This window comes from Mediterraneibacter sp. ICN-202921, assembly GCF_037890075.1.
Taxonomy (GTDB): Bacteria; Bacillota; Clostridia; order Lachnospirales; family Lachnospiraceae; genus Mediterraneibacter; species Mediterraneibacter massiliensis.
Map to the genome: position 1 here is coordinate 1 of NZ_JBBKBE010000001.1, position 24289 is coordinate 24289.

22 protein-coding genes and 1 tRNA gene are annotated in these 24289 nt (G+C 42.8%); 20 read left to right on the forward strand and 3 right to left on the reverse strand.

Annotation, left to right across the window (positions count from 1 at the left end):
* The first annotated feature begins 85 nt into the window (after window positions 1-85).
* Window positions 86-168, forward strand: a tRNA-Leu gene (locus WKT01_RS00005).
* A 111-nt stretch (window positions 169-279) separates the two neighbouring features.
* Here WKT01_RS00005 and WKT01_RS00010 read toward each other — a convergent pair.
* Complete coding sequence (locus tag WKT01_RS00010; protein ID WP_059069275.1) at window positions 280-918, reverse strand: HAD family hydrolase; 639 nt, start codon at window positions 916-918, stop codon at window positions 280-282.
* Window positions 919-1048: 130 nt separating this feature from the next.
* On the opposite strand from WKT01_RS00010, the gene polA reads away from it, so the two are divergent.
* From polA to WKT01_RS00040, 6 genes are read left to right on the forward strand one after another with little or no spacing between them, the layout of a single operon-like run.
* The gene (gene polA / locus WKT01_RS00015) at window positions 1049-3664 is read left to right on the forward strand and encodes a DNA polymerase I (protein WP_270396337.1); all 2616 of its coding nucleotides are present in this window, start codon (window positions 1049-1051) and stop codon (window positions 3662-3664) included.
* Window positions 3665-3706: 42 nt separating this feature from the next.
* Window positions 3707-4291 carry a dephospho-CoA kinase gene (gene coaE / locus WKT01_RS00020; protein ID WP_059069279.1) on the forward strand — a complete coding sequence of 195 codons (585 nt, stop codon included), beginning with the start codon at window positions 3707-3709 and terminating at the stop codon, window positions 4289-4291.
* Entirely contained in the window at window positions 4288-5085 is a 798-nt protein-coding gene (locus WKT01_RS00025; protein ID WP_270396335.1) for an MBL fold metallo-hydrolase, read from the forward strand. The genes coaE and WKT01_RS00025 overlap by 4 nt, the downstream gene beginning before the upstream one ends.
* 21 nt (window positions 5086-5106) lie before the next feature.
* The gene (locus tag WKT01_RS00030; RefSeq protein ID WP_059069283.1) at window positions 5107-5379 is read left to right on the forward strand and encodes an ACT domain-containing protein; all 273 of its coding nucleotides are present in this window, start codon (window positions 5107-5109) and stop codon (window positions 5377-5379) included.
* A gap of 29 nt (window positions 5380-5408) precedes the next feature.
* Window positions 5409-6773 carry a PFL family protein gene (locus WKT01_RS00035; RefSeq protein ID WP_059069285.1) on the forward strand — a complete coding sequence of 455 codons (1365 nt, stop codon included), beginning with the start codon at window positions 5409-5411 and terminating at the stop codon, window positions 6771-6773.
* A gap of 15 nt (window positions 6774-6788) precedes the next feature.
* On the forward strand, window positions 6789-7649 hold the full coding sequence (locus WKT01_RS00040) for a DegV family protein (RefSeq protein WP_117975864.1): 861 nt from the start codon (window positions 6789-6791) through the stop codon (window positions 7647-7649).
* Between the two features lie 144 nt (window positions 7650-7793).
* On the opposite strand, the gene WKT01_RS00045 is transcribed toward WKT01_RS00040, so the two are convergent.
* A complete protein-coding gene (locus WKT01_RS00045) occupies window positions 7794-9080 on the reverse strand; it encodes a nucleotidyltransferase (RefSeq protein WP_340311283.1) in 1287 nt (428 codons plus the stop codon).
* A 94-nt stretch (window positions 9081-9174) separates the two neighbouring features.
* Here WKT01_RS00045 and mgtE point away from each other — a divergent pair, with 94 nt between their 5' ends.
* The 13 genes from mgtE (at window position 9175) to WKT01_RS00110 (ending at window position 22795) form a co-directional block, all read left to right on the forward strand.
* Complete coding sequence (gene mgtE, locus WKT01_RS00050; RefSeq protein WP_059069292.1) at window positions 9175-10509, forward strand: magnesium transporter; 1335 nt, start codon at window positions 9175-9177, stop codon at window positions 10507-10509.
* A 128-nt stretch (window positions 10510-10637) separates the two neighbouring features.
* Complete coding sequence (pta, locus tag WKT01_RS00055; RefSeq protein ID WP_059069295.1) at window positions 10638-11633, forward strand: phosphate acetyltransferase; 996 nt, start codon at window positions 10638-10640, stop codon at window positions 11631-11633.
* 79 nt (window positions 11634-11712) lie between these two features.
* Window positions 11713-12909, forward strand: a complete 1197-nt coding sequence (locus tag WKT01_RS00060; protein WP_059069297.1) for an acetate kinase — start codon at window positions 11713-11715, stop codon at window positions 12907-12909.
* A gap of 71 nt (window positions 12910-12980) precedes the next feature.
* Window positions 12981-13511, forward strand: a complete 531-nt coding sequence (locus tag WKT01_RS00065; RefSeq protein WP_270395983.1) for a YceD family protein — start codon at window positions 12981-12983, stop codon at window positions 13509-13511.
* 3 nt (window positions 13512-13514) lie between these two features.
* Window positions 13515-13694: a 50S ribosomal protein L32 gene (rpmF, locus tag WKT01_RS00070; RefSeq protein WP_004068723.1), complete on the forward strand. Its 180-nt coding sequence runs from the start codon at window positions 13515-13517 to the stop codon at window positions 13692-13694.
* Between the two features lie 107 nt (window positions 13695-13801).
* Window positions 13802-14830 carry a phosphate acyltransferase PlsX gene (gene plsX, locus WKT01_RS00075; protein ID WP_117975860.1) on the forward strand — a complete coding sequence of 343 codons (1029 nt, stop codon included), beginning with the start codon at window positions 13802-13804 and terminating at the stop codon, window positions 14828-14830.
* A 23-nt stretch (window positions 14831-14853) separates the two neighbouring features.
* Entirely contained in the window at window positions 14854-15084 is a 231-nt protein-coding gene (gene acpP, locus WKT01_RS00080) for an acyl carrier protein (RefSeq protein ID WP_059069304.1), read from the forward strand.
* 61 nt (window positions 15085-15145) lie between these two features.
* A complete protein-coding gene (gene rnc, locus WKT01_RS00085; RefSeq protein WP_270395978.1) occupies window positions 15146-15835 on the forward strand; it encodes a ribonuclease III in 690 nt (229 codons plus the stop codon).
* A gap of 12 nt (window positions 15836-15847) precedes the next feature.
* Complete coding sequence (gene smc, locus WKT01_RS00090) at window positions 15848-19408, forward strand: chromosome segregation protein SMC (protein WP_270395976.1); 3561 nt, start codon at window positions 15848-15850, stop codon at window positions 19406-19408.
* Between the two features lie 13 nt (window positions 19409-19421).
* A complete protein-coding gene (gene ftsY, locus WKT01_RS00095; RefSeq protein ID WP_059069310.1) occupies window positions 19422-20363 on the forward strand; it encodes a signal recognition particle-docking protein FtsY in 942 nt (313 codons plus the stop codon).
* 3 nt (window positions 20364-20366) lie between these two features.
* Window positions 20367-21581, forward strand: coding sequence for a threonine ammonia-lyase (gene ilvA, locus WKT01_RS00100; RefSeq protein WP_059069312.1), 1215 nt, complete (start codon window positions 20367-20369; stop codon window positions 21579-21581).
* Window positions 21582-21652: 71 nt separating this feature from the next.
* On the forward strand, window positions 21653-22132 hold the full coding sequence (locus WKT01_RS00105) for a DUF1653 domain-containing protein (RefSeq protein ID WP_059069314.1): 480 nt from the start codon (window positions 21653-21655) through the stop codon (window positions 22130-22132).
* 42 nt (window positions 22133-22174) lie between these two features.
* Entirely contained in the window at window positions 22175-22795 is a 621-nt protein-coding gene (locus tag WKT01_RS00110; protein WP_117975858.1) for a zinc ribbon domain-containing protein, read from the forward strand.
* A gap of 280 nt (window positions 22796-23075) precedes the next feature.
* Here WKT01_RS00110 and WKT01_RS00115 read toward each other — a convergent pair whose 3' ends face one another.
* Window positions 23076-24254, reverse strand: coding sequence for a ribose-phosphate pyrophosphokinase (locus WKT01_RS00115; protein ID WP_117974327.1), 1179 nt, complete (start codon window positions 24252-24254; stop codon window positions 23076-23078).
* Between the last annotated feature and the right edge of the window lie 35 nt (window positions 24255-24289).

Below are 24289 nucleotides of genomic sequence, written 5' to 3' on the forward strand. Positions count from 1 at the left end.
AGGAAAAAAATTGCTTTAATTAGGGCTTGCATTATGGAAAATGCTGTGATATAATTATTTTCGGCTTCTGATAGAAGCCGCATATGCGGATGTGGCGGAATGGCAGACGCACAAGACTCAAAATCTTGCGTAGGTGACTACGTGTGGGTTCAAGTCCCACCATCCGCAGTATGTGAGAGCGGCAGAACTGCCGCTCTTTTTATGTAAATAAAGCAGGAAGAAATCCGTCGTCTGGATAGATTTCTTCCTGCCTTTTTCAATCTGGATGAAAACAGGTTTTTAACGAAAGAAGTTGGGAGACAGTGTGAGTAATTCGGAAAAAGCGTGGATACGCACAGGCGCCTCTTTTACTTCACCAAATCCATAGTCGGCATAGATAAAGGGGATTCCTGCCTCTTTGCAGGCATCACAGTCGCCCTGTGTATCTCCTACATATACCGCTTTCTCCAAATGATTTCTTTTCATGAGTGTCAAGATCGTCTGCCCTTTAGATGTATTTGTCTGGCCAAAACAGAGGGTATCCTGAATAAAAGGTGTGATGCCGGTTGTTTCCAGCAAGAGTTCAATATATCCGCACTGGCAGTTGCTGACAATGAAAAGAGGGTGCTCTTTTGAAAGTGTTTTCAAGGTTTCATATACTTTGTCATAGAGTTTGCCCGGCTTTGTCTTCAGAAGTTGATTTTCATATTCATAACATATATCAAGAATAGTCATTTTTTCTTTATCCGACAGAGTGGGAAAAAGGGTGTTGGCGATTTCGCGCATTGTCTTTCCAAATACATTTTTTAAGATTTCTGCATTGATCTCCATATCGAGCTGTGTGTGATGCTGTATCGCATCTGTCCAGGCCTCTGCCACTGTATCGGTAGAATCCCACAGAGTGCCGTCTACGTCAAATATAATTCCATTTGCAGTCATGTATGTTGTAAACTCCTTTCTGCTGTCTTACTGTATACACCGTTATCATAACATAAAAAGAGCCTTTTAAAAAGAAAGATTTTAGTGTATACTTGTTTCGTGGTGAAAATAGATATAATGGAGATAGATCATGAGAGAAAAAATCGTATTGATAGATGGACACAGTATCTTAAACAGAGCATTTTATGGACTTCCGGATCTGACAAACGCAGAAGGGCTGCATACGAATGCAATCTACGGATTCTTAACGATCCTTTTTAAGATTTTGGATGAGGAAAAACCGCAGTATCTGACGGTTACATTTGATGTGCACGCACCTACTTTCCGACATGAGATGTATGCAGAGTATAAGGGGACTCGAAAACCGATGGCAGAAGAACTACGTCAGCAGGTGCCCGTACTAAAAGAGGTATTAAAGGCAATGCAGATAGAGATTGTTGAACAGGCAGGACTTGAGGCGGATGATCTGCTTGGCACGATTTCTGTCAAATGTGAGGCAGAAGGACTGGATGTGTCTATTATTTCCGGGGATAGGGACACTTTGCAGCTTGCTACAGAACATGTAAAGATCCGGATTCCAAAGACGAAACAAGGCAGGACGGAAGTGGAGGATTACTATGCTGCGGATGTCCTAGAAAAATATAAAGTGACGCCGCAGGAATTTATCGATGTAAAAGCATTGATGGGAGATACTTCTGACAATATCCCCGGTGTGCCGGGAATCGGAGAGAAAACGGCGACAAAGATCATACAAGAATATAAAACGATAGAGGAGGCCTATGCCCATGCGGCAAATTTAAAGCCGCCAAGAGCCGGAAAAAATCTGGAAGAGTACTGGGAGCAGGCGCAGATGAGCAAAACGCTTGCTACGATCCAAACACATGCGGCTATTTCTTTTGATCTGGATGCGGCAAAACATGGGAATATTTATACCAAGGAAGCATATACGTATTTTCAGAGACTGCAGTTTAAAAATCTGCTCCGGCGTTTTGACGTGGAGGCATCTGTAAATGATATAGAAAAGAAGTTTAAAGAAATTACAGACAGGACAGAGATGGAAAAGATTTTTGAAGAGGCATGCATGGCAGAGGTGGTAGGGGCGGCTATCTTAAAAGATGACGGGAATGTACTGCCTTTGTTTGCCCATCCGTCAGGTTATGGAAGAATTGCGCTGGCCTTTGGAGAAGATCAGGTGTATTCGATCCCCTGTGATATGCAGACGGATATGGAATATCTTTTTGCCGGTCTTTCGAAGATCGCTCGGCAGGCAGGAACGTTTGTGATGTGTGATCTGAAGCGATATCTTCCGTTTTTTTCGGAGATAAACAAAGAAAGATGTTTTGATGCAGTCGTTGCGGCCTATTTATTAAATCCTCTTAAAAATGATTATACGTATGAAGATATCGCAAGAGAGCAGTTGGATTTTATGATAGATGCGAATGCAGCAGCGCCGGTCAAGGCGTGTTATGAAGCATACACCTGTCTGAAAGCGGCAAAGCCATTGACAGACAAGCTCAAAGAAGCGGATATGTATCAGTTGTTTAAGAAAATCGAAATGCCGCTTTTGTTTACACTGTATGCTATGGAACAGGCCGGTATCAAAGTAGAAGCAGAAGAATTAAAAAAGTACGGCGGGCGTCTGGGGGAGCAGATCGTGCAGCTGGAACAGGAAATCTATGAGGCGGCAGGAGAAGAATTTAACATTAATTCTCCAAAACAGCTGGGTGTTATTTTATTTGATAAATTGAAAATGCCGCATGCCAAAAAGACCAAAACAGGATATTCTACTGCCGCTGATGTGTTGGAGAAGCTGGCGCCAGATTTCCCGATCGTGGCGAAAATATTGGAGTATCGGCAGCTTACAAAATTGAAATCTACGTATGCCGACGGTCTGGCAAATTTTATCGGACGAGACGGGAGGATCCATGGAACTTTCAATCAGACGATCACAGCGACGGGGCGTATCAGCAGTACAGAGCCGAATTTGCAGAATATACCGGTCCGCATGGAATTAGGCAGGCTGATCAGAAAAGTGTTTGTCCCAAAGGAAGGCTGTGTTTTTGTGGATGCAGATTATTCTCAGATTGAACTGCGTATCCTCGCACATTGTTCAGGAGACGCGCAGTTGATCCAGGCGTACAGAGAAGCGAAGGATATTCACAGGATGACGGCGTCACAGGTGTTTCACACGCCATTTGAAGAGGTGACGGATGTACAGAGAAGAAATGCGAAGGCGGTAAATTTTGGTATCGTGTACGGAATCAGTTCTTTTGGTCTGAGCCAAGACTTAAGTATCACGAGGAAAGAAGCTGCGGAATATATAGAACATTATTTTGAGACGTATCCGGGCGTGAAGAAATTTTTGGATGATACGGTAAAACAGGCAAAGGAAAAGGGGTATGTGTCTACGCTGTTTGGGAGACGAAGACCCGTGCCTGAACTTAGATCCAGCAATTTTATGCAGCGTTCTTTTGGGGAACGAGTGGCGATGAACGCGCCGATACAGGGAAGCGCGGCAGATATCATCAAGATGGCAATGATAGGCGTAGATAGGGAATTAAAGCGGCGGAATTTAAGATCCAGACTGATCTTGCAGGTGCATGACGAATTACTGATCGAAGCAGAAAAAGAGGAGTTGGAGCAAATCGAAGATATATTGGAAGAACAGATGGAAAAGGCGGCAGATTTGCAGGTACCGCTCATTGTGGACATGCATACAGGACAGAGTTGGTATGAGGCAAAGTAAAGGATGACTGGGAAGCGATCAAGCAAGAGGTACAGAGAAGATATGAAGATCATCGGAGTAACGGGTGGAGTAGGCAGTGGAAAAAGCGCTGTGCTCACAGTTTTAGAAGAAAAGTATGGCGCATATGTATGTCAGCTGGATACGGTGGCAAAGGAACTGCAGAAACCGGGGAGTACATGCCTGGAAAAAATAGTCGCGCTGTTTGGAAGAAGAATTTTAAGGGAAGACGGCAAACTGGACAGACAAAAATTGAGCCGAGAAGTATTTGGAGATCAAGAAAAGTTAAAAAGACTTAATGAGATCGTACATCCGGAGGTGAAGGCGTGGGTCTGCGCAGATATAGAACGCCGGAAAAAAGAGGACCGAAAACTGTATGTCATGGAGGCGGCATTGCTGTTAGAGGCGGGATATGAGCCGCTCTGCGATGAAATATGGTATGTCTATGCGCCAAAAGAAGTGCGTATAAAGAGGCTCCAAGAATCCCGCGGATATACGAGGGAAAAGACGGAAAAGATAGTAGCCTCTCAGCTTGATGAAGAAATGTTTAGAGAAAGATGTACGGCTGTGATCGACAACAGCGGAACATTTGAAAATACAGAGAGACAAATAGGAGACAGAGTATTATGAGAATGTGCAGTATTGCCAGTGGAAGCAGCGGAAACTGTATTTATGTGGGAAGTGACCGTACGCATCTGCTTGTAGATACAGGAATCAGCAAAAAGAGGATCGACGAAGGCTTAAGAGAACTGGAAATAAAAGGAGGAGAATTGGACGGGATCCTGATCACACATGAGCATTCGGATCATATACAAGGGCTGGGCGTGTTCAGCAGAAAATATGAGATTCCGGTATATGCTACACCGGGAACGATCAAGGGAATTTTATCCTATTCGGGGCTGGGGAAAGTACCTAAGGATTTATTTCATCTGATCTACACGGATGAAGAACTCTGCCTGGGTGATATGCGTATTCACCCATTTGCTATTTCACATGACGCGAATGAACCATGCGGATATCGTATGGAATGTGGAGACAAAGCAGTGGCGGTGGCGACAGATCTGGGGGCGTATGACGCATATACAGTAGAAAATCTGAAAAATCTGGATGCAGTGCTTTTGGAGGCGAATCATGACATACATATGCTGGAGGTCGGCGCCTATCCCTACTATCTGAAACAAAGGATCCTTGGGGAAAAAGGGCATCTTTCAAATGAATTGTCAGGACGACTTCTTTGTGATATACTACATGATAATTTGAAGCAGATCATTCTGGGGCATTTAAGCAAAGAGAATAATTATGCAAAATTGGCATATGAAACTGTAAAACTAGAAGTAACGCTTGCGGATAATGCATATAAAGGGGATGACTTGGATATGTTTGTGGCAAAAAGAGATACTGTTTCAAAAATTGTGACAGTTTAGAAAGAGATAGGAGGAAAAAATATGAAGAAATGTATTGTGACAGTTTTGGGGAAAGATACGGTGGGAATCATTGCAAAGGTATGTACGTACCTTGCGGAGAATCAAATCAATATTTTAGATATTTCACAGACGATCATACAGGGATATTTTAATATGATGATGATCGTGGATGTGACAGGCATAGAGAAAGATTTTAAAGTGGTCTGCGATGAACTTGCAGAGATGGGAGAGCAGATTGGGGTGAAAATACACTGCCAGAGAGAAGAAATCTTTGAAAAGATGCACAGACTGTAGAAAAGTTTACGAAGGCGAGGAAAAACGACATGATTAATATGTACGAAGTATCAGAAACGAATAAGATGATCGAGCATGAGAATCTGGATGTGCGTACCATTACACTGGGCATCAGCCTTTTAGACTGCATAGATTCTAATCTGGAAGAAGTGAATCGGAAGATCTATAAAAAGATTACTTCTACGGCGGCAAAGTTAGTAGATACAGGGGCAGATATTGAAAAAGAATTTGGGATCCCAATCGTGAATAAAAGAATTTCTATCACGCCGATTTCACTTGTAGGGGCAGCAGCGTGCAAAAGTCCGGAAGATTTTGTGAGCATTGCGAAAACATTGGATAAGGCGGCGAAAGAAGTGGGCGTGAACTTTATCGGCGGCTATTCAGCCTTAGTGTCCAAGGCGATGACAAAGAGCGATGAATATTTGATCCGTTCTATTCCGCAGGCTCTTGCGCAGACGGAGAGGATCTGCAGTTCCGTCAATGTAGGTTCGACAAAAACAGGCATTAACATGGATGCGGTCCGTTTAAGCGGGGAGATTGTAAAGAGGACGGCGGAGGCTACAAAAGAGCAGGATTCTTTGGGCTGCGCGAAGCTGGTGATCTTCTGTAATGCTCCGGATGACAATCCGTTTATGGCAGGTGCCTTTTTAGGCGTGACGGAAGCAGACGCGGTGATCAATGTAGGTGTAAGCGGACCGGGAGTTGTGAAGAAGGCACTGGAAAAGGTGCGGGGAAAAGGATTTGAGGAACTATGCGAGACGATCAAAAAGACAGCGTTTAAAGTAACACGGGTCGGACAGCTGGTGGCAAAAGAAGCGTCAGAAAGACTGGGAATACCGTTTGGCATCGTAGATCTTTCGCTTGCGCCTACCCCAGCGGTAGGAGACAGCGTAGCGGAAATACTGGAGGAGATTGGTTTGGAAAGAGTTGGGGCTCCGGGAACAACGGCAGCTCTTGCTATGCTCAATGATCAGGTGAAAAAAGGAGGCGTGATGGCATCTTCCTATGTGGGAGGGTTGAGTGGCGCGTTTATCCCGGTCAGTGAGGATCAAGGAATGATTGATGCGGTCAATGCAAGGGCGCTGACGCTGGAAAAATTAGAAGCGATGACATGCGTATGTTCTGTGGGCCTGGATATGATCGCGATTCCGGGAAGAACATCAGAAAGTACGATTGCGGGAATTATAGCAGATGAAATGGCGATCGGTATGGTCAACCAAAAAACAACGGCGGTCAGGCTGATCCCTGTTATTGGGAAAGATGTGGGAGATACGGCGGAATTTGGCGGCCTTTTGGGGTATGCTCCGATCATGCCTGTAAACGAGTTTGGATGCGAGGCATTTGTTGGAAGAAAAGGTCGTATACCTGCTCCAATCCACAGTTTTAAAAACTAAGGCGAGGAAAGAATTATGGGAAAAATTGCGGTTGTAACTGACAGTAACAGTGGAATTACACAGAAAAAGGGAGAAGAACTAGGCATTTCTGTTATCCCGATGCCGTTTTTTATAGACGGAGAACTGTTTCAGGAGGACATTACTCTTACACAGGAAGAATTTTATAAAAAACTGGCAGAGGATTCTGCTATTTCTACTTCCCAGCCGGCACCAGGAGAAGTGCTGCAGCTGTGGGAGAGCCTTTTGAAGGAATATGACGAGATCGTGCATATTCCGATGTCCAGCGGTCTGAGCAGTACCTGTGATACTTCTGTCACGCTGGCAGAAAATTATGAAGGCCGAGTGCAGGTTGTAGACAATCAGAGGATTTCTGTCACGCAGGAACAGTCTGTGCTGGATGCGTTATATTTGAGAGATACGGGAAAGAACGCAAAAGAAATAAAAGAAATTCTGGAAAAAGAAAAATTAGAATCCAGTATTTATATTACAGTAGATACATTGAAGTATTTGAAAAAGGGCGGCAGGATCACGCCAGCGGCGGCAGCGCTGGGAACGGTACTCAATTTAAAACCCGTTTTGCAGATACAGGGAGAAAAGTTAGATGCTTATGCGAAAGTGAGAGGATGGAAAGCAGCGAAACGTACCATGCTCAGTGCGATCGAACAGGATATAAACACCCGTTTCGCAGGCAAAGAAGAACAGCTGGTGCTCGGAATGGCCTACACATGCAGTCCGGAAACGGCGGAAGAATGGAAGGGAGAAATACATGCCAGATTTCCGGAGTACGAGATCATGGAGGCGCCTTTATCTCTAAGTGTGGCATGCCATATCGGGCCGGGGGCACTGGCAGTTACATGTACCAAGAAAGTGATGTAATATATAGGAGCAGTGTTATATCCTAAGATAAAAAGACGACGTCACATGGCTGTATATCTTCGGGCAGAGGCAGAGAACTGCCTGCAACCGGATACACAGCAGTGTACAGTTGTCTTTTTGTATTTTAAGGGCAGATTTGTCTGTCTATATTTTTATGACAGGTTGATTATATTCGTTTGCGAATGCGGTTTTATACTTGTCGGTTATAACAGAAGTATAAAGGTTCGATGCCAGTATATCCTGGGTGAGCATTTTTTTGGCAGTTTCTGAGAGGGTTTCTGCATCAGCTGAACGAATAAGAAGAGGCAGTTTGGAATGTTCTGATATGAGGGACAAAAGCTTTTCTTTGTCTCTGCGAAACCCCAAAAGACGGGCATATAAATGTCCGCCGAGTACAGCAGTTCCTTTTACATTTTCTTTTTTTATACCCAGCATAATATGAAGAAGAGCACGGTTGATGCGTGTCTGCGTGACTTCTCTTGTTTTTAAAAGTTCGCAGAACTGTTTATAATTAAAAAAGTTGTTTAAATTCGCGCAGATACGATTGGAAAGTTCTTCGGATACATCCATATAACGAAGAAATTCCATAGAATTTTTATTTAGCAGTTTATATTTTAAGATAAGAGAAAAATCATTTTGATATACTGGGTAGAGAACACGGTGATAATCTTTCAAAAGTTCCAGGCAGCAGGAAGGGACCTGGTTTTCCAGTTGCCCTAATATATTGGAAAAAGCAGTGTTGTCAAAGGTTTCTCCATAATGGCTTGTGTGGATGGAGGCACTGGAGTAGGCAAGCAAAGAGCGGATAGCTGAAGCAGAACTATAGCCGTCTGTCAGTGCAGTATCATGATAGTGAGAATCTTGACGTTTGATCGTATAAGGACAAATAGAACTTTTGGTTTTTATCAGTGCTTTCAGATATTCTATGCCGAGTATGTTGTTCGGATCATTTAACAAGGAAGCCTCCTTTTGTAAGCCTGTATAAGAAAAGAGTGCTTCTTGCCTTGCGGCAGGAAAAGAATTTCCTCTTTTTAAGGAAGCCTGCAGAGCCTGTCGGTACGCAGGTGGTTCTTCTGAAAGAATGTGGGCGATCCGGATTAAACTGTTTAAATCATCACATTCGCTTCCAAAGCAAAGACAGTCTACTATATTTAAACTGTTTAAAAAAGAAACAGCGCCATAGGCAAATAATTCTGCGCTTCCTGTGGCATAGCAGACGGGAAGTTCGAAGACGGCGCTTGCTCCGCATTTGAGCGCCATTTTTGCGCGCAGGCGTTTAGGCATGATGGCAGGTATACCTCTTTGCACATAATCGCCGCTCATGATGACGACAGCCGCATCGGCGCCTGTCACTTTCTTGGCCTCTTCGATGTGATAGCGGTGTCCATTGTGAAACGGATTGTATTCTGTGATCAAACCGACAATTTTCATAATAATCTCCTTGTATATCAATATATGAACTATTATACTATAAAAAGAAGGCTTTTTGTCAGTAAAATCATGAAAGAAAGAGGGTGCGGCAGAAATGGAAAAAGAGAAAATCATGGATCTGCTGGAAAAACACAGTTACAAGGAACTAAAAGAAGAACTGGAGAACATGCACCCAGTCGATATAGTAGAGATATTAGAAGAACTGGATGAAAAGCAGATGATTTTGATATTCCGTCTGCTGGCGAAGGAAGAAGCGGCAGAAGTATTTACAGACATGAACAGTGATATGAGGGAAGATCTGATCAATGCGCTGACAGATTCCGAACTTGAAGAAGTCATGGAAGAAATGTATGTAGACGATACAGTGGATGTATTGGAAGAAATGCCGGCAAATGTAGTCGACAGACTGCTTCTTGCGACAGATGAAGATACAAGAGTAAAGATCAATGCTCTGCTTCAATACCCGGAGGACAGCGCCGGAAGTATAATGAATGTGGAATATATCAGCCTTAGGCGAGAAATGACAGTGGCAGACGCAATCTTGAAAATACGGCAGGTTGGCATCAACAAAGAGACGATCTACACTTGCTATGTAACAGAAAAGCGGCATTTGATCGGTATGGTAGATGTAAAAGATTTGCTGACAGCCGGAGAATCCAGACTGATCGAAGAAATTATGGATGAAAATGTGCTCTATGCCCGGACACTGGACGATCAGGAAGATGTGGCAAAAACGATCAAGAAATATGGTCTTGTAGCAATTCCGATCATCGATCATGAAAATTGTCTGGTGGGGATTGTAACAGTAGATGATGCTATGCTTGTCCTGCAGGACGAGACAACGGAAGATATCAGCATCATGGCAGGTGTCAGTCCAAATGAAGATTCCTATTTTGGTACCTCTGTTTTTAAACATGCGGGTAATCGTACTCCTTGGCTTATGCTGCTTATGCTTTCCGCTACTGTGACGGGGGAGATTCTTGGATATTATGAGGAAGCGATGGCGATCATGCCGGTTCTGATCACTTTTATCCCTATGCTTATGGGAACGGGGGGAAACTGCGGCTCGCAGAGTTCTACCCTGATCATACGCGGACTTGCGGTAGGAGAGATTCAGTTTAAAGATATTTTTCGGGTGATATTTAAAGAGATACGGATTGCTTTGATCGTCAGTATGATGCTTGCTTTTGTAAACGGTATCCGTATCTATATCATGTATGGGCAGAATATCATGCTTTCACTGGCGCTTGGACTTACGATGATTGCAGTGGTGGTGATGGCAAAATGTATCGGCTGTACATTGCCGCTTCTGGCAAAGAAGCTGGGACTGGATCCGGCGATCATGGCGGCGCCTTTGATCACGACGATATTGGATACGTGTACAATACTCGTATATTTCAATATCGTAACAGTCTTTTTTGGATTGTGAGCACACTGTCAGATGTGTGAGATTGTACTTAAAAATACACATAGAATTCCTATAAATTCCCTTGTATACAAAAAACATTTGCGCTATAATAGAAGACAGTGAGAAATTATGAAAGGTGGCTGTAAACCATGGGATTTATTGATGAAATCAAAGCAAGAGCGAAAGCTGACAAAAAAACGATCGTTCTTCCTGAGACAGAGGACGAAAGAACGTATAAAGCTGCAGAAGCAGTTTTAAGAGAAGGAACAGCAAATCTTATTTTAGTAGGAAACAAAGAAGAAATCGAGAAAAATAAGAAAGGATATGACATCTCCGGAGCTGTGATCGTAGATCCTGCAGCAAATGCAAAAACGGAAGCTTATATCGCGAAATTAGTAGAATTAAGACAGAAAAAAGGTATGACAGAAGAACAGGCAAGAGAACTGCTCTTGACCAATTATCTCTACTACGGCGTTATGATGGTGAAAATGGGAGATGCAGACGGTATGGTTTCAGGGGCATGCCATTCTACGGCAGATACATTGCGTCCATGCCTGCAGATCCTGAAAACTAAGCCGGGGACAAAGCTGGTATCCGCTTTCTTTTTAATGGTCGTGCCGGACTGCGATATGGGAGCAGATGGGACATTTATTTTCGGAGATTCAGGCCTGGAGCAGAATCCAGATCCGGAGAAACTGGCAAACATCGCACTTTCTTCCGCAGAATCTTTCCGTACATTGACAGGCAAAGAACCGATCGTCGCTATGCTTTCTCATTCCACAAAAGGAAGCGCAAAGCATGCAGATGTAGATAAAGTGGTAGAAGCCACAAAACTGGCAAAAGAGATGGCTCCGGAACTGAAATTGGATGGAGAGCTGCAGTTGGATGCTGCGATCGTTCCTTCAGTCGGAGAGTCAAAAGCACCGGGCAGTCCTGTGGCCGGACATGCCAATGTCTTGATCTTCCCAGATCTGGATGCAGGAAATATTGGATATAAGCTTGTGCAGAGACTGGCAAAAGCAGAGGCGTATGGACCACTTACACAGGGAATCGCAGCTCCGGTCAATGATCTTTCCCGCGGCTGCAGCGCGGAAGACATCGAAGGAGTTGTTGCCATTACAGCAGTGCAGGCACAGGCACAATAAAAAATAAAAGTGTTTCGCGGTGTTTCAGGAGAAGGCGTACGCTAAAATATTACAGGAAATCTTTAGGAGGAATAAGGAAATGAATGTATTAGTAATCAACTGTGGAAGTTCATCTTTGAAATTTCAGCTCATTGATGCAGAGTCAGAAAAAGTTTTGGCAAAAGGAATCTGTGAAAGAATCGGGATAGACGGGCAGTTTACTTATCAGCCGGCAGGCGGAGAAAAGGAAAAGAGCGCAAAACCAATGCCGACACATACAGAGGCGATCCAGTATGTGCTGGAGGCACTGACAAATGAGAAAACAGGTGTTGTCAGCAGTCTGGATGAGATTGGCGCAGTAGGACACCGTATGGTGCACGGCGGAGAAAAGTTTGCATCTTCTGTTGTGATCACGGAAGAAGTGAAAAATGCGGTGGCAGAATGTAATGAGTTGGCGCCGCTTCACAACCCAGCAAATTTGATCGGTGTTGAGGCATGTGAAAAATTGATGCCGGGCACACCGATGGTCGCTGTGTTTGATACAGCCTTCCATCAGACAATGCCTGCCAAAGCATATATGTACGGACTTCCCTATGAATATTATGAAAAATATAAAGTAAGACGCTATGGTTTTCATGGGACAAGCCACAGCTTTGTATCCAAAAGAGCAGCTGAATTGATGGCGAAACCATATGAGAATCTGAAAACGATCGTGTGTCATCTTGGAAACGGCGCAAGTGTGACAGCAGTACTCAATGGAAAGTCTGTTGATACATCTATGGGGCTTACACCTCTTGAAGGTCTGGTAATGGGAACAAGAAGCGGTGATATCGATCCGGCTATCATGGAATTTATTGCGCACAAAGAAGGACTCGATATAGACGGAATGATGAAAGTCCTAAACAAGGATTCCGGTGTGTACGGACTTTCAGGCGGGCTCTCCAGCGATTTCCGTGATCTGACGGATGCGTCTCTGGCAGGAGATAAAAAAGCACAGACGGCGATGGAAGTATTCTCTTACCGTGTGGCAAAATATATTGGGGCATATGCGGCGGCTATGAACGGTGTGGACGATATTGTATTCACAGCAGGTATCGGCGAAAATGATGATATTGTCAGAAGTCAGGTGTGCAGCTATCTTGGTTATCTGGGGATTACATTTGATGAAGAAAAGAACAAAGGCTTGAGAGGAAAAGAAGAAGTGCTTTCTACACCGGACTCAAAGGTAAAAGTATTTGTAATTCCTACAAACGAAGAACTGGCAATTGCAAGAGAAACGATGGCGCTCGTAAAATAGTATAGAATACACCTCTTGACAAACGATATTTACATGCTATAATAGTTTAGGTGTGGATAGGAGTATCAGTTATGTTAATCAACCTGTCAGACGTAATGTCGGACCGGCATGAGACGTTGGATAAAACAGTGGAACTTAAGATGGATGTGTTCGAGTCTAAAGCAGGAAAATTTTCCATTGCGGAGAAGACTCCGGTGCATGTAAAGGCAGAACATGTCAGAGGAAAAGAGATGTTCCTATGTGTACAGACGAGTCTTGTTATAGAGATTCCCTGTGACAGATGTCTGGAAAATGTCCGGCAGGAATTTGTGCTGGATATAAAAAAGCATGTAGATCTGGATGTGCCGGATGCAGAGTTGACAGAAGAACTGGATGAGTCCAACTTTATTATTGACGGATGTAACCTTGACATAGAGAAATTACTCTATAATGAGATTTTGATAGGATGGCCGGTGAAAGTCCTGTGCAGGGAAGACTGCCGGGGAATCTGCAGTACATGTGGTCAGAATCTGAACGAGGGTTTTTGTAACTGTGAAGATACGGGGCTTGACCCTAGAATGTCGGTTGTCCGTGACCTATTTAAGAATTTTAAGGAGGTGTAACCTATGTCAATCTGTCCAAAGAATAAATCTTCAAAAGCAAGAAGAGATAAAAGAAGAGCAAACTGGAAGATGAGCGCTCCCAACCTGGTGAAATGCAGCAAATGCGGAGAACTCATGATGCCTCACAGAGTGTGCAAGGCGTGCGGCTCTTACAACAAAAAAGAAATCATTTCTGTAGATTGATCAGAAATGAAAAAAGGCGTAAAAACTTTGTGTTTTACGTCTTTTTTTATTGATTTTTCATATGTTTTCCAGTAGAATAATTGTCAGTAGCGATAGGAGGAGAGATCATGTCTGATATAACAAGAGTAGCCCTGGATGCGATGGGCGGAGATAATGCGCCGAAAGAAATCATCAAAGGGGCAGTAGAGGCTGTGAAGGCAAGAAAGGATATCCATATCTTGCTGACCGGACAGGAGGAAGTGCTGAAAAAAGAATTAGCAGAATATACCTATCCGCAGGACCAGATTGAGATCGTCAATGCTACAGAAGTGATCGAAACGGCAGAACCGCCGGTAATGGCGATCCGCAGGAAGAAGGACTCTTCACTCGTAGTTGCAATGAATCTTGTGAAAAAGAAAGAGGCAGATGCTTTTGTGTCGGCTGGTAGCAGCGGGGCTGTTCTGGTAGGAGGACAGGTTCTGGTCGGGAGGATCAAAGGTGTGGAGAGACCGCCATTAGCACCGCTCCTGCCTACATTAAACGGTGTATCCTTGTTGATTGACTGTGGGGCAAATGTAGATGCTCGTCCGTCTCATCTGGTACAGTTTGCGAAGATGGGGACCATTTATATGGAAAATGTACTTGGGAAAAAGAATCCGACCGTAGGAATCGTCAATATAGGTGCGGAAGAAGAAAAGGGAAACGCACTTGTAAAAGAGACATTTCCACTTTTAAAGGCATGCAAAGACATTCATTTCATCGGAAGTGTAGAAGCCAGAGATATTCCATACGGAGCGGCAGATGTACTCGTTTGTGAGGCTTTTGTAGGAAATGTGATTCTTAAACTTTACGAGGGTGTAGGCGCTGCGTTAGTCAAGAAGATTAAAAAAGGTATGATGAGTTCCATGAGAAGCAAAATAGGGGCGCTTCTGGTAAAACCGGCACTGAAAGCTACTTTAAAAGATTTTGATTCCAGTGAACATGGCGGAGCTCCGCTGCTGGGATTAAATGGACTGGTTGTCAAAACCCATGGAAGTTCGACTTCAAAAGAGATATGCAATTCGATCATCCAATGTCTTACATTTAAGGAACAAAGGATCAATGAGAAGATAAAAGAAGCGATCCAGAGGACAGAGAATGAAGAAAAAGAAGAATAAGCAGGAAAGAAAGGAAAAAAGTTATGGAATTTGAAAAATTACAGGAAATTATTGCAGACGTATTAAATGTACAAAAAGAAGATATCAGACCGGAGACTACGTTCGTGGACGATCTAGGGGCAGATTCATTGGATATTTTCCAGATTATCATGGGGATTGAAGAAGAATTTGACATTGAGATTGACAATGACGAGGCAGAGAAAATTACGACCGTACAGGATGCGGTAGATCAGATAAAAAAGGCTGTTGAATAATAGGAATGGAAGAAATGAAAAAGCCCCTATGGGCTTTTTCGTTTTAAGAGGAAAATGCCATATGAATGAAAAGCTAAGAAAATTGGAAAAACAAATCGGATATAAGTTTCATGATTTTTCTCTCCTACAGTGCGCGATGATGCATAGTTCTTATACAAATGAAAAGCATATGGAAAAATATTTGTGTAATGAAAGGCTGGAGTTTTTGGGAGATGCAGTCTTGGAATTGGTATCCAGTGAATATTTATTTTTAAATGAACCTAAAGTTTCAGAAGGAAAACTGACAAAGACAAGAGCCAGTATGGTATGCGAGCCTGCGCTTGCATTTTGCGCGCGGGAAATTGGATTAGGAGAGTATCTGCTTTTAGGCAGGGGAGAAGAAGCGACAGGCGGAAGACAACGGGAGTCTATCACATCAGACGCTATGGAGGCTTTGATTGGAGCCATCTACCTGGACGGTGGTTTTACTAATGCAAAAGAGTTCGTTCATCGGTTTATTTTAACAGATTTGGAGAACAAAAAACTCTTTTATGATAGTAAAACTATTTTGCAGGAAATAGTACAGGCACAGGCAGATGAAAAAATCTGTTATCAGCTCGTAAAAGAAGAAGGTCCGGATCACAATAAATCTTTTTTTGTAGAGGTAAAAATAGGCACAAAAGTATTTGGCATAGGAGAAGGCAGGACAAAGAAAGCAGCGGAGCAAAAAGCAGCTTATGAAGCAATCTTAAGAATGAAAAAAGAAAAATAAAGCGAGGAATGTATGTATTTAAAAAGTATAGAGGTACAGGGATTCAAATCTTTTGCCAATAAGATAAAATTTGAGTTCCACAATGGCATTACAGCGATTGTGGGGCCAAATGGAAGCGGCAAGAGCAATGTAGCCGATGCGGTACGCTGGGTACTCGGAGAGCAGAGGGCAAAACAGCTAAGAGGCGGCAGCATGCAGGATGTGATTTTTTCCGGAACAGAAAATAGAAGGCCGCTCAGCTATGCGTTTGTCGCGATCACTTTGGATAATTCTGATCAGCAGCTGCCGGTAGAGTATAAAGAAGTGACAGTGACGAGAAAACTCTATCGTTCGGGAGAAAGTGAGTATCTGATCAATGGATCCATGTGCCGATTAAAAGACATCAATGAAATGTTCTATGATACGGGGATCGGAAAAGAAGGCTATTCCATTATCGGACAAGGACAGATTGATAAAATCTTAAGTGGAAAGCCAGAAGAAAGAAGAGAACTTTTTGATGAAGCTGCCGGTATCGTAAAATTTAAGAGAAGAAAGAATATGTCTGTGAAAAAATTAGAAGAAGAACAGATGAATTTAACGCGTGTAAATGATATTCTTTCAGAACTGGAACAGCAGCTTGGTCCTCTGGAAAAACAGTCGGAGATAGCAAAAGAGTATTTAAAGAAAAAAGAAGAGTTAAAAACCTACGATATCAATATGTTCCTGTTGGAAGCTGAACGAGTAAAAGAGCAGATACAAGGGATAGACGAAAAATACGAAACTGCTTCGGAAGAATTAGAAGATGTAAATTCCCGCTATGATAAGATGAAGTCTGAATATGAGGCGATTGAAGAAGAAGTAGATGAAATCGATTATTCTATCGAGAAGGCAAAGAATCAACTGAATAAGACGACTTTGTTAAAACAACAGCTGGAGGGAAATATCAATGTTTTAAAGGAGCAGATCAATACAGCACGTATAAATGACGAACACTATGATAATCGTTTGCGTACGATAGGTGTAGAGATAGAGACAAGAGAAGCGCAAAAAGAAAAGCTGTATCATGAGAAAGAAAAGGTGCATGAGAAATTAAGCGAGATCTCAGGGCAGGATACGGAGGCTAAGAAGGCTCTGATCGAAGTGCAAACAAGGATTGCGCAGCGTACAGATCAGATCGAGCAGAACAAACAAGAGATCATGGAGCTTTTGAACAATAGAGCTACTACTAAAGCGAAGATACAGCATTATGATACGACAAAGCAGCAGATCGCCTCAAGAAAAGAGATACTGGCGGCCAGCCTAAAGGAGTTGGAAGAAGAAAAAGAAAGACAAACAGAGACATTGCATGCCCGTGAGAGAGAACAAAACCAGATCAATGGAGAGATTGTCAGCTATAAAATGCAGATAGAAGAAAATGAGAAGTTGATCGACCAGCTCAAAAGAGAACTATCAGAAAAGCAGGAAAAGCTCCGGATCGGACAGACAGCTTATCACAGAGAATCTTCACGCCTGGATTCCTTGAAAAATATTACGGAACGTTACGATGGATATGGAAACAGTATACGGAAAGTAATGGCGAACAAAGAAAAGGAAAAAGGACTGTTAGGCGTTGTGGCAGATATCATCAAAGTGGAGAAAACATACGAAATTGCTGTAGAAACCGCACTTGGAGGCAATATCCAGAATATTGTAACAGATAATGAAGAAACAGCAAAAAGAATGATATCCTATCTGAAACAGAATAAATTCGGGCGTGCTACTTTTCTTCCGCTTACCAGTATGTCAAAAGGAAGTGGGATACGCACGCCGGAAGCCTTAAAAGAGAAGGGCGTGATCGGACTTGCCAATACATTGGTGCAGGTGGATCAAAAGTTTTTAGCCCTGGCAGATCAGCTTTTGGGACGAACGATCGTGGTAGAGAAGATCGACCATGGAATACAGCTTGCTAAGAAGTATCGGCAGTCTCTGCGTATTGTGACGCTGGAAGGAGAATTGATCAATCCGGGCGGCGCTATGACAGGCGGCGCTTTCAAGAATTCGAGCAATTTGTTAAGCAGGCGAAGAGAAATCGAGGAGTTTGAGAAAACCGTCTCCATGCTCAAAGCAGATATGGACGAGATGGAACAATCTGTCAACAGTGTGAAACAAAAGCGTACAGTATGTTATAACGAGATTGATGAAATACAGGAAAAACTCAGGAAAGCATCGGTCATTGAAAATACGGTAAAAATGTACATCGAGCAGATCAAAAGCCGGCAGGAAGAGATAGCAAACCGCGTGCTCTCTTATGCGAAAGAACAGGAAAATTTGGAAAATGATCTGGCGGAAATTGTGGAAAATGAAGATTCTATTCAAGTGGAATTAGAGACTTCTGAAGATCTGGAACAAGAATTAAATGCGGTGATTGAAAAATTAAATGCTGCACTTTCCGAAGATAAAGAGTTGGAAGCGGCACAGATACGTACAGTGGAGGAAGTACACTTATCTCTTGCAGGCCTGGAACAGCAAAATGCATTTATTTTAGAAAATGTAAGCCGTATCGAAGAAGAAATAGAGAAGTTTTCCGCAGAATTAAAGGAATTAGATGTAAATAAGGGAAACGCAGCGGAAGATATAGAGAAGAAAGAGAAGGAAATAAAAGAACTGAAAGATACGATTGAAAATTCCAAGGATTTATTTGCTGAGATAGAAACAGAGATCCGGGTGCAGGTGAAAAAGCGGGAAGAATTAAACCAAAAGCATAAAGATTTTTTGGAAAAACGAGAGGAACTATCGAAACATATGGCAGACTTGGATAAAGAATGTTTCCGCTTGAACAGCCAGAAAGAATCTTATGAAGAGGCCTCGGAAAAATTGATGAATTATATGTGGGAAGAATATGAGATCACATATAATCACGCAATAGAACTTCGAAATGAGAACCTGACAGATCTGGCGCATATGAAACGGCAGATCCAATCGCTGAAAAACGACATACGCAAATTAGGCAGTGTTAATGTCAATGCTATCGAAGATTATAAAAATCTGCTGGAGAGATATTCTTTTCTGAAAAATCAGCACGATGACCTGGTAGAAGCAGAAAAATCTTTGCAGCAGATCATCGGGGAATTGGACGTTGCTATGCGAAAGCAGTTTGAAGAACAGTTCGCGCGTATTTCAGAGGAATTCGATCATGTCTTTAAGCAGTTGTTCGGGGGCGGAAAAGGGACACTGGAACTGATGGAGGATGAAGATATACTGGAAGCAGGGATCCGCATCATTGCACAGCCTCCGGGAAAAAAATTACAGAATATGATGCAGCTTTCCGGCGGGGAAAAGGCTCTGACAGCAATCGCTTTGCTATTTGCTATCCAGAATTTGAAGCCGTCCCCATTCTGTCTCTTAGATGAGATAGAAGCGGCGTTAGATGATAACAATGTAGAACGTTTTGCACAGTATCTGCACAAGCTGACAAAGAGTACACAGTTTATTGTGATCACGCACCGGAGAGGGACGATGACATCTGCGGACAGACTGTATGGGATCACGATGCAGGAGAAGGGGGTTTCTACTCTTGTATCTGTAGATTTATTGGAAAAAGAACTGGAACAATAGAAGGAGGCAGAAAATGGAAGAAAAACAAGGCTTTTTTAAACGGCTCGTCGAGGGACTTGGAAAAACGAGAGATCATATTGTCTCTGGTATAGACGGCATATTTCACGGATTCTCCCAGATAGATGATGATTTTTACGAAGAATTGGAAGAAACTTTGATCATGGGAGACCTAGGTGTGCGGACAACGATGGAGATCATAGACAATCTGAAGGAGAAAGTGCGCAGCGAACATATAAAAGAGCCTGTACAGTGCAGACAACTGTTGATAGACAGTATCCGGGAACAGATGTATGTGGGTGAGACTGCATACGAATTTGAAGAGAAAACTTCTGTGGTGTTTGTGATAGGAGTAAATGGTGTCGGGAAAACGACGACTATCGGAAAACTGGCAGGAAAACTGCACGCTCAGGGGAAAAAAGTGATCCTAGCGGCAGCAGATACATTTCGTGCCGCGGCAAAAGAACAGCTAACAGAATGGGCAAATCGGTCCAACGCAGAACTGATCGGCGGACAAGAAGGATCCGATCCCGCCTCGATCGTCTATGATGCAGTAGCAGCTGCAAAAGCAAGAAAGGCAGATGTATTGCTCTGTGATACAGCAGGAAGACTTCATAATAAGAAGAATCTGATGGAAGAACTTAAAAAGATTGACCGCGTGCTCAATCGGGAATACCCAGAAGCTTACCGGGAGACATTGGTCGTATTAGATGCGACTACAGGGCAGAATGCACTTGCACAGGCAAAAGAATTCAACGAGGCGGCAGAGATTACAGGAGTGATCTTGACAAAGATGGACGGAACGGCCAAAGGCGGGATCGCTGTTGCAATTCAGGCAGAACTTGGTATTCCTGTAAAATATATCGGAGTGGGAGAAAAGATAGAAGATCTCCAGAAATTTGATGCAGACGAGTTTGTAAACGCGCTATTTTATACGGCAGACGAGAAAGAAGGGTGAAAAATGCTGACATTGGAAAAATTTGAAAAAGCAAGTGATATCGTAAAACAGGTGACGAATCCTACAAAATTGGTGTACAGTGACTATCTAAGTGCGCAGACTGGAGGAAAAGTCTACTTAAAACCGGAGAATATGCAGTATACAGGGGCCTATAAAGTGAGAGGCGCCTACTACAAGATCAGTACACTGACAGAGGAAGAAAGAGAAAGAGGACTGATCACAGCTTCCGCAGGCAACCATGCCCAGGGAGTTGCCTATGCGGCGCAGAAATATGGATGCAAGGCAACGATCGTTATGCCGACTGTAACACCTCTTATCAAAGTAAACAGAACAAAAAATTATGGGGCAGAAGTCATCTTATATGGAGACGTCTATGATGATGCATGTGCGTATGCCATGGAATTGGCAGAAAAGAACGGGTATACATTTGTTCATCCGTTTGATGATCTGGATGTAGCGACCGGACAGGGGACGATCGCTATGGAGATTGTCCAGGAGTTACCCACAGTAGATTATATCTTTGTTCCGATCGGAGGGGGCGGACTTGTGACAGGGATTTCCACATTGGCAAAAATGCTCAATCCCAAAATTAAAGTGATCGGTGTAGAACCTGCCGAGGCGGCAAGCATGACGGCAGCGCTTGCAGCAGGCGAGGTCGTAGAATTAGACAGTGCGGATACGATCGCAGACGGAACCGCGGTGAAGAAAGTAGGAGAGAAGATATTTCCCTACGTAAAGGAAAATGTAGATGATGTTCTGCTTGTAGAGGATGATGAGCTTATCGGAGCCTTTTTAGATCTTGTGGAAAACCATAAGATGATCGTGGAAAATTCTGGTCTGCTTTCTATAGCTGCACTAAAGCAGATGGATTTAAAAGGAAAAAAAGTAGTGTGTATTTTGAGTGGCGGTAATATGGATGTGATCACAATGGCATCTATCGTGCAGCATGGATTGATCCAGCGAGACAGGATCTTTTCTGTATCCGTACTTTTGCCGGACAAGCCAGGTGAACTGGTGAGTGTGGCGGCGACGATCGCAGAGGCAAAGGGCAATGTGATCAAACTGGAACACAATCAGTTTGTAAGCACAAACCGTAATGCAGCAGTAGAACTACGTATTACAATGGAAGCTTTTGGAACAGAGCATAAGAAGAAAATATTGGATGCCTTGGAAAAGAAAGGATTCCGTCCTAAGTTGATCAGCGCAAAATTGTATTAATGGATTTGCACAGGGGCATAACCGGATATATACAGACAGCAGTGAAAAGAAACAAATAGAGAGGCGACGATATGGATAGAAAAAGACCGCAAAAGGGCGATGTCTATATACATTTTAAGGGGAAACAGTATCAGATCATTTGCATTGCCATGCATACCGAGACGGAAGAAGAACTGGTCGTGTATCAGGCGCTGTATGGAAACAGGGGGATCTATGCTAGGCCATTAGATATGTTTCTAAGTCCGGTAGACCTAGAAAAGTATCCGGAGGCAAGACAGAAATACCGGTTTGAACTTGTTAAGGAGGAAAAGAAGGATATAACAGAAGCAAGTGGTCCGCATCTTCTTCCTGTATTTTTGGAACTTGACAGAAATGAGGAAAGGATAGAATTCCTCCAGAGGAATAAACGAAAACTGAACGATACGTTTCTGACCGCGGCAGCAGAAAGCTTGGAATATGTGGAGAAAAAAGGTACATTGGAAGAACGCTATCAAGATATGCTTAAGTTTTTAAAAACGAAAATAAAGTATGAAAGAAGCAGATTACGGTAAAATACACGTAAAAAATTCAAGAATAAAAAGAGGAAAAAGAGTATGTTTTGTGGGAATTGTGGAAAAAAACTGGAAGACGGTTATGTCTTTTGCCCGTCTTGTGGAAAGAAAGCGTTTGATATTCCGGAAAATAACCAATCCGCCGCACTATATCAGACGGCAGTGAGCAATACAGAAAACAGTCAAAATATGTATTTCCCGGCATTAACCGGATATTTAAACACATTAAATACAAGATTTGAAGAACAGGCTGAATTTGTATCTTCTTTGCACAGTTATCTGTATATATCAAAAAGAATGTCGGCAGCGCTTGTAAATATGCATCAATATTTTTTCATTACACAAAATGATAACGCCGATTATCAAATTATGGAAAACTATACAAAAGCCTGTGTGCAGTATGCGCTGGATAATTATAAGGGACTGCCGCGAGGACTTCAAAAAGGTGTCGGCATCTATGCAGTGATGTGTCAGACAAAAGCAGATCCAAACGCAGTTGCCTATACAAAGAAAAAACCCAATAAGCACTATGCGGCCTTTGAGCTTCCGATCGTCGTGGATTTAAGTAAAAGACAGATAGAATATATGGAAACCACTCCTGCATGGGGATTCGCGATGTGGAAAGGAATAAAAAAAGCAGCACAGATTATGCTGATCCCGTAAATATAAACGTAAGTGTGATAACGGTATGCTGCAAAAGCGGGGAATTTCGGCAATCGCTGAATGAAGAAGAACAGATCACACCATGTTTACATGTAAACATGGTGTGATCTGTTCTTTTCACGCTGTTTGTTGTTTCGCTAAATTTATTAGAAAAGGACGTATGAAATGTGTGTTGCGGTATGCTCTGATGAGCGCATATTTCACACATACGCTTTCGTTGTTTACGTACCTTTTACGATAAATTTTACTTTCTCTATAACAGGCAGTTCATCAGTTGGAGTTATATTTCTCCTTTGGCACGTTTTTCGAGCAGCGTGTGTATTTTATCGGTTGGATTTAAGACTGCTCCGATGGAGACGTCGTGATTTAAGGAGTCAATGATCAAGGCGAGGAATTTACTCATGTCGGCCTTAATGAAATAAGGTTTTTCATACAATTCCGGTGGCAGATAGGTGAGATTGGTCGTGATCACCTTTGAGATATATCCTTTTTCGTAATATTCGTCAAATTTCTTCAGACCATCGGTAAAGAGTCCGAATGTCGAGCAGACAAATACACGTGCCGCTTTACGTTCTTTAAGCTGCTTTGCCACATCAAGCATGCTTTCTCCTGATGAGATCATATCGTCAATGATGAGCACATCTTTTCCGGTTACGTCGTCTCCTAAAAATTCATGAGCTACGATTGGATTTTTCCCGTTTATTACAGTGGAGTAATCACGGCGTTTGTAGAACATTCCCATATCTACGCCAAGTACGTTGGAAAAATAAACGGCGCGGTGCATTGCTCCTTCATCAGGACTGATGATCATCAAATGTTCTTTATCTGCAATAAAATCTGGTACATCACGAAACAGTGCTTTCATGAATTGGTACGGAGGATTGAAACTGTCAAATCCCTTTAAAGGAATTGCATTTTGTACACGTGGGTCATGAGCATCGAAAGTGATAATATTTGTCACACCCATAGCAGTCAGCTCTTCCAGCGCGATCGCGCAGTCCAGAGATTCCCGCTTTGTACGTTTGTGCTGGCGGCTTTCATACATGAAAGGCATAATGACGTTAATACGGCGAGCTTTTCCATTTGCGGCAGAGATGACTCTTTTTAAATCTTGAAAATGATCGTCCGGGGACATATGATTTACATGACCATTGACGGTATAAGTCAGACTGTAGTTGCAGACATCTGTCATGATAAATAAATCTGTACCGCGGATTGTTTCTTTGATCATTCCCTTTGCTTCTCCGGTTCCGAAACGAGGACAGGAGCAGTCTACGAGATAATTATTGGATCTGTAATTGACATACAAAGGGGACTCGGATACTTCATTGATGGTATCTGCCCGGAAAGAGACAATATAATCATTGACTTTCTGACCTAATGCTCTGCAGCTTTCCATTGCTACGATCTTTAAGGGAGCGATAGGAAGGGTTTTTTCTAATAATTCTATATTTGGCATGATCTTCTCCTATGTTTATATATTTTACATATCAT

Bases quoted from the DNA above. Each gene is read 5' to 3' on its own strand.
- WKT01_RS00115 (WP_117974327.1), bottom strand. From the start codon at position 24,254: ATGCCAAATATAGAATTATTAGAAAAAACCCTTCCTATCGCTCCCTTA.
- pta (WP_059069295.1), top strand. From the start codon at position 10,638: ATGGGATTTATTGATGAAATCAAAGCAAGAGCGAAAGCTGACAAAAAA.
- rnc (WP_270395978.1), top strand. From the start codon at position 15,146: ATGAATGAAAAGCTAAGAAAATTGGAAAAACAAATCGGATATAAGTTT.
- WKT01_RS00040 (WP_117975864.1), top strand. From the start codon at position 6,789: ATGGGAAAAATTGCGGTTGTAACTGACAGTAACAGTGGAATTACACAG.
- WKT01_RS00110 (WP_117975858.1), top strand. From the start codon at position 22,175: ATGTTTTGTGGGAATTGTGGAAAAAAACTGGAAGACGGTTATGTCTTT.
- plsX (WP_117975860.1), top strand. From the start codon at position 13,802: ATGTCTGATATAACAAGAGTAGCCCTGGATGCGATGGGCGGAGATAAT.
- WKT01_RS00035 (WP_059069285.1), top strand. From the start codon at position 5,409: ATGATTAATATGTACGAAGTATCAGAAACGAATAAGATGATCGAGCAT.
- polA (WP_270396337.1), top strand. From the start codon at position 1,049: ATGAGAGAAAAAATCGTATTGATAGATGGACACAGTATCTTAAACAGA.
- WKT01_RS00010 (WP_059069275.1), bottom strand. From the start codon at position 918: ATGACTGCAAATGGAATTATATTTGACGTAGACGGCACTCTGTGGGAT.
- WKT01_RS00025 (WP_270396335.1), top strand. From the start codon at position 4,288: ATGAGAATGTGCAGTATTGCCAGTGGAAGCAGCGGAAACTGTATTTAT.
- ftsY (WP_059069310.1), top strand. From the start codon at position 19,422: ATGGAAGAAAAACAAGGCTTTTTTAAACGGCTCGTCGAGGGACTTGGA.
- acpP (WP_059069304.1), top strand. From the start codon at position 14,854: ATGGAATTTGAAAAATTACAGGAAATTATTGCAGACGTATTAAATGTA.
- smc (WP_270395976.1), top strand. From the start codon at position 15,848: ATGTATTTAAAAAGTATAGAGGTACAGGGATTCAAATCTTTTGCCAAT.
- WKT01_RS00105 (WP_059069314.1), top strand. From the start codon at position 21,653: ATGGATAGAAAAAGACCGCAAAAGGGCGATGTCTATATACATTTTAAG.
- WKT01_RS00060 (WP_059069297.1), top strand. From the start codon at position 11,713: ATGAATGTATTAGTAATCAACTGTGGAAGTTCATCTTTGAAATTTCAG.
- ilvA (WP_059069312.1), top strand. From the start codon at position 20,367: ATGCTGACATTGGAAAAATTTGAAAAAGCAAGTGATATCGTAAAACAG.
- WKT01_RS00065 (WP_270395983.1), top strand. From the start codon at position 12,981: ATGTTAATCAACCTGTCAGACGTAATGTCGGACCGGCATGAGACGTTG.
- mgtE (WP_059069292.1), top strand. From the start codon at position 9,175: ATGGAAAAAGAGAAAATCATGGATCTGCTGGAAAAACACAGTTACAAG.
- rpmF (WP_004068723.1), top strand. From the start codon at position 13,515: ATGTCAATCTGTCCAAAGAATAAATCTTCAAAAGCAAGAAGAGATAAA.
- WKT01_RS00030 (WP_059069283.1), top strand. From the start codon at position 5,107: ATGAAGAAATGTATTGTGACAGTTTTGGGGAAAGATACGGTGGGAATC.
- WKT01_RS00045 (WP_340311283.1), bottom strand. From the start codon at position 9,080: ATGAAAATTGTCGGTTTGATCACAGAATACAATCCGTTTCACAATGGA.
- coaE (WP_059069279.1), top strand. From the start codon at position 3,707: ATGAAGATCATCGGAGTAACGGGTGGAGTAGGCAGTGGAAAAAGCGCT.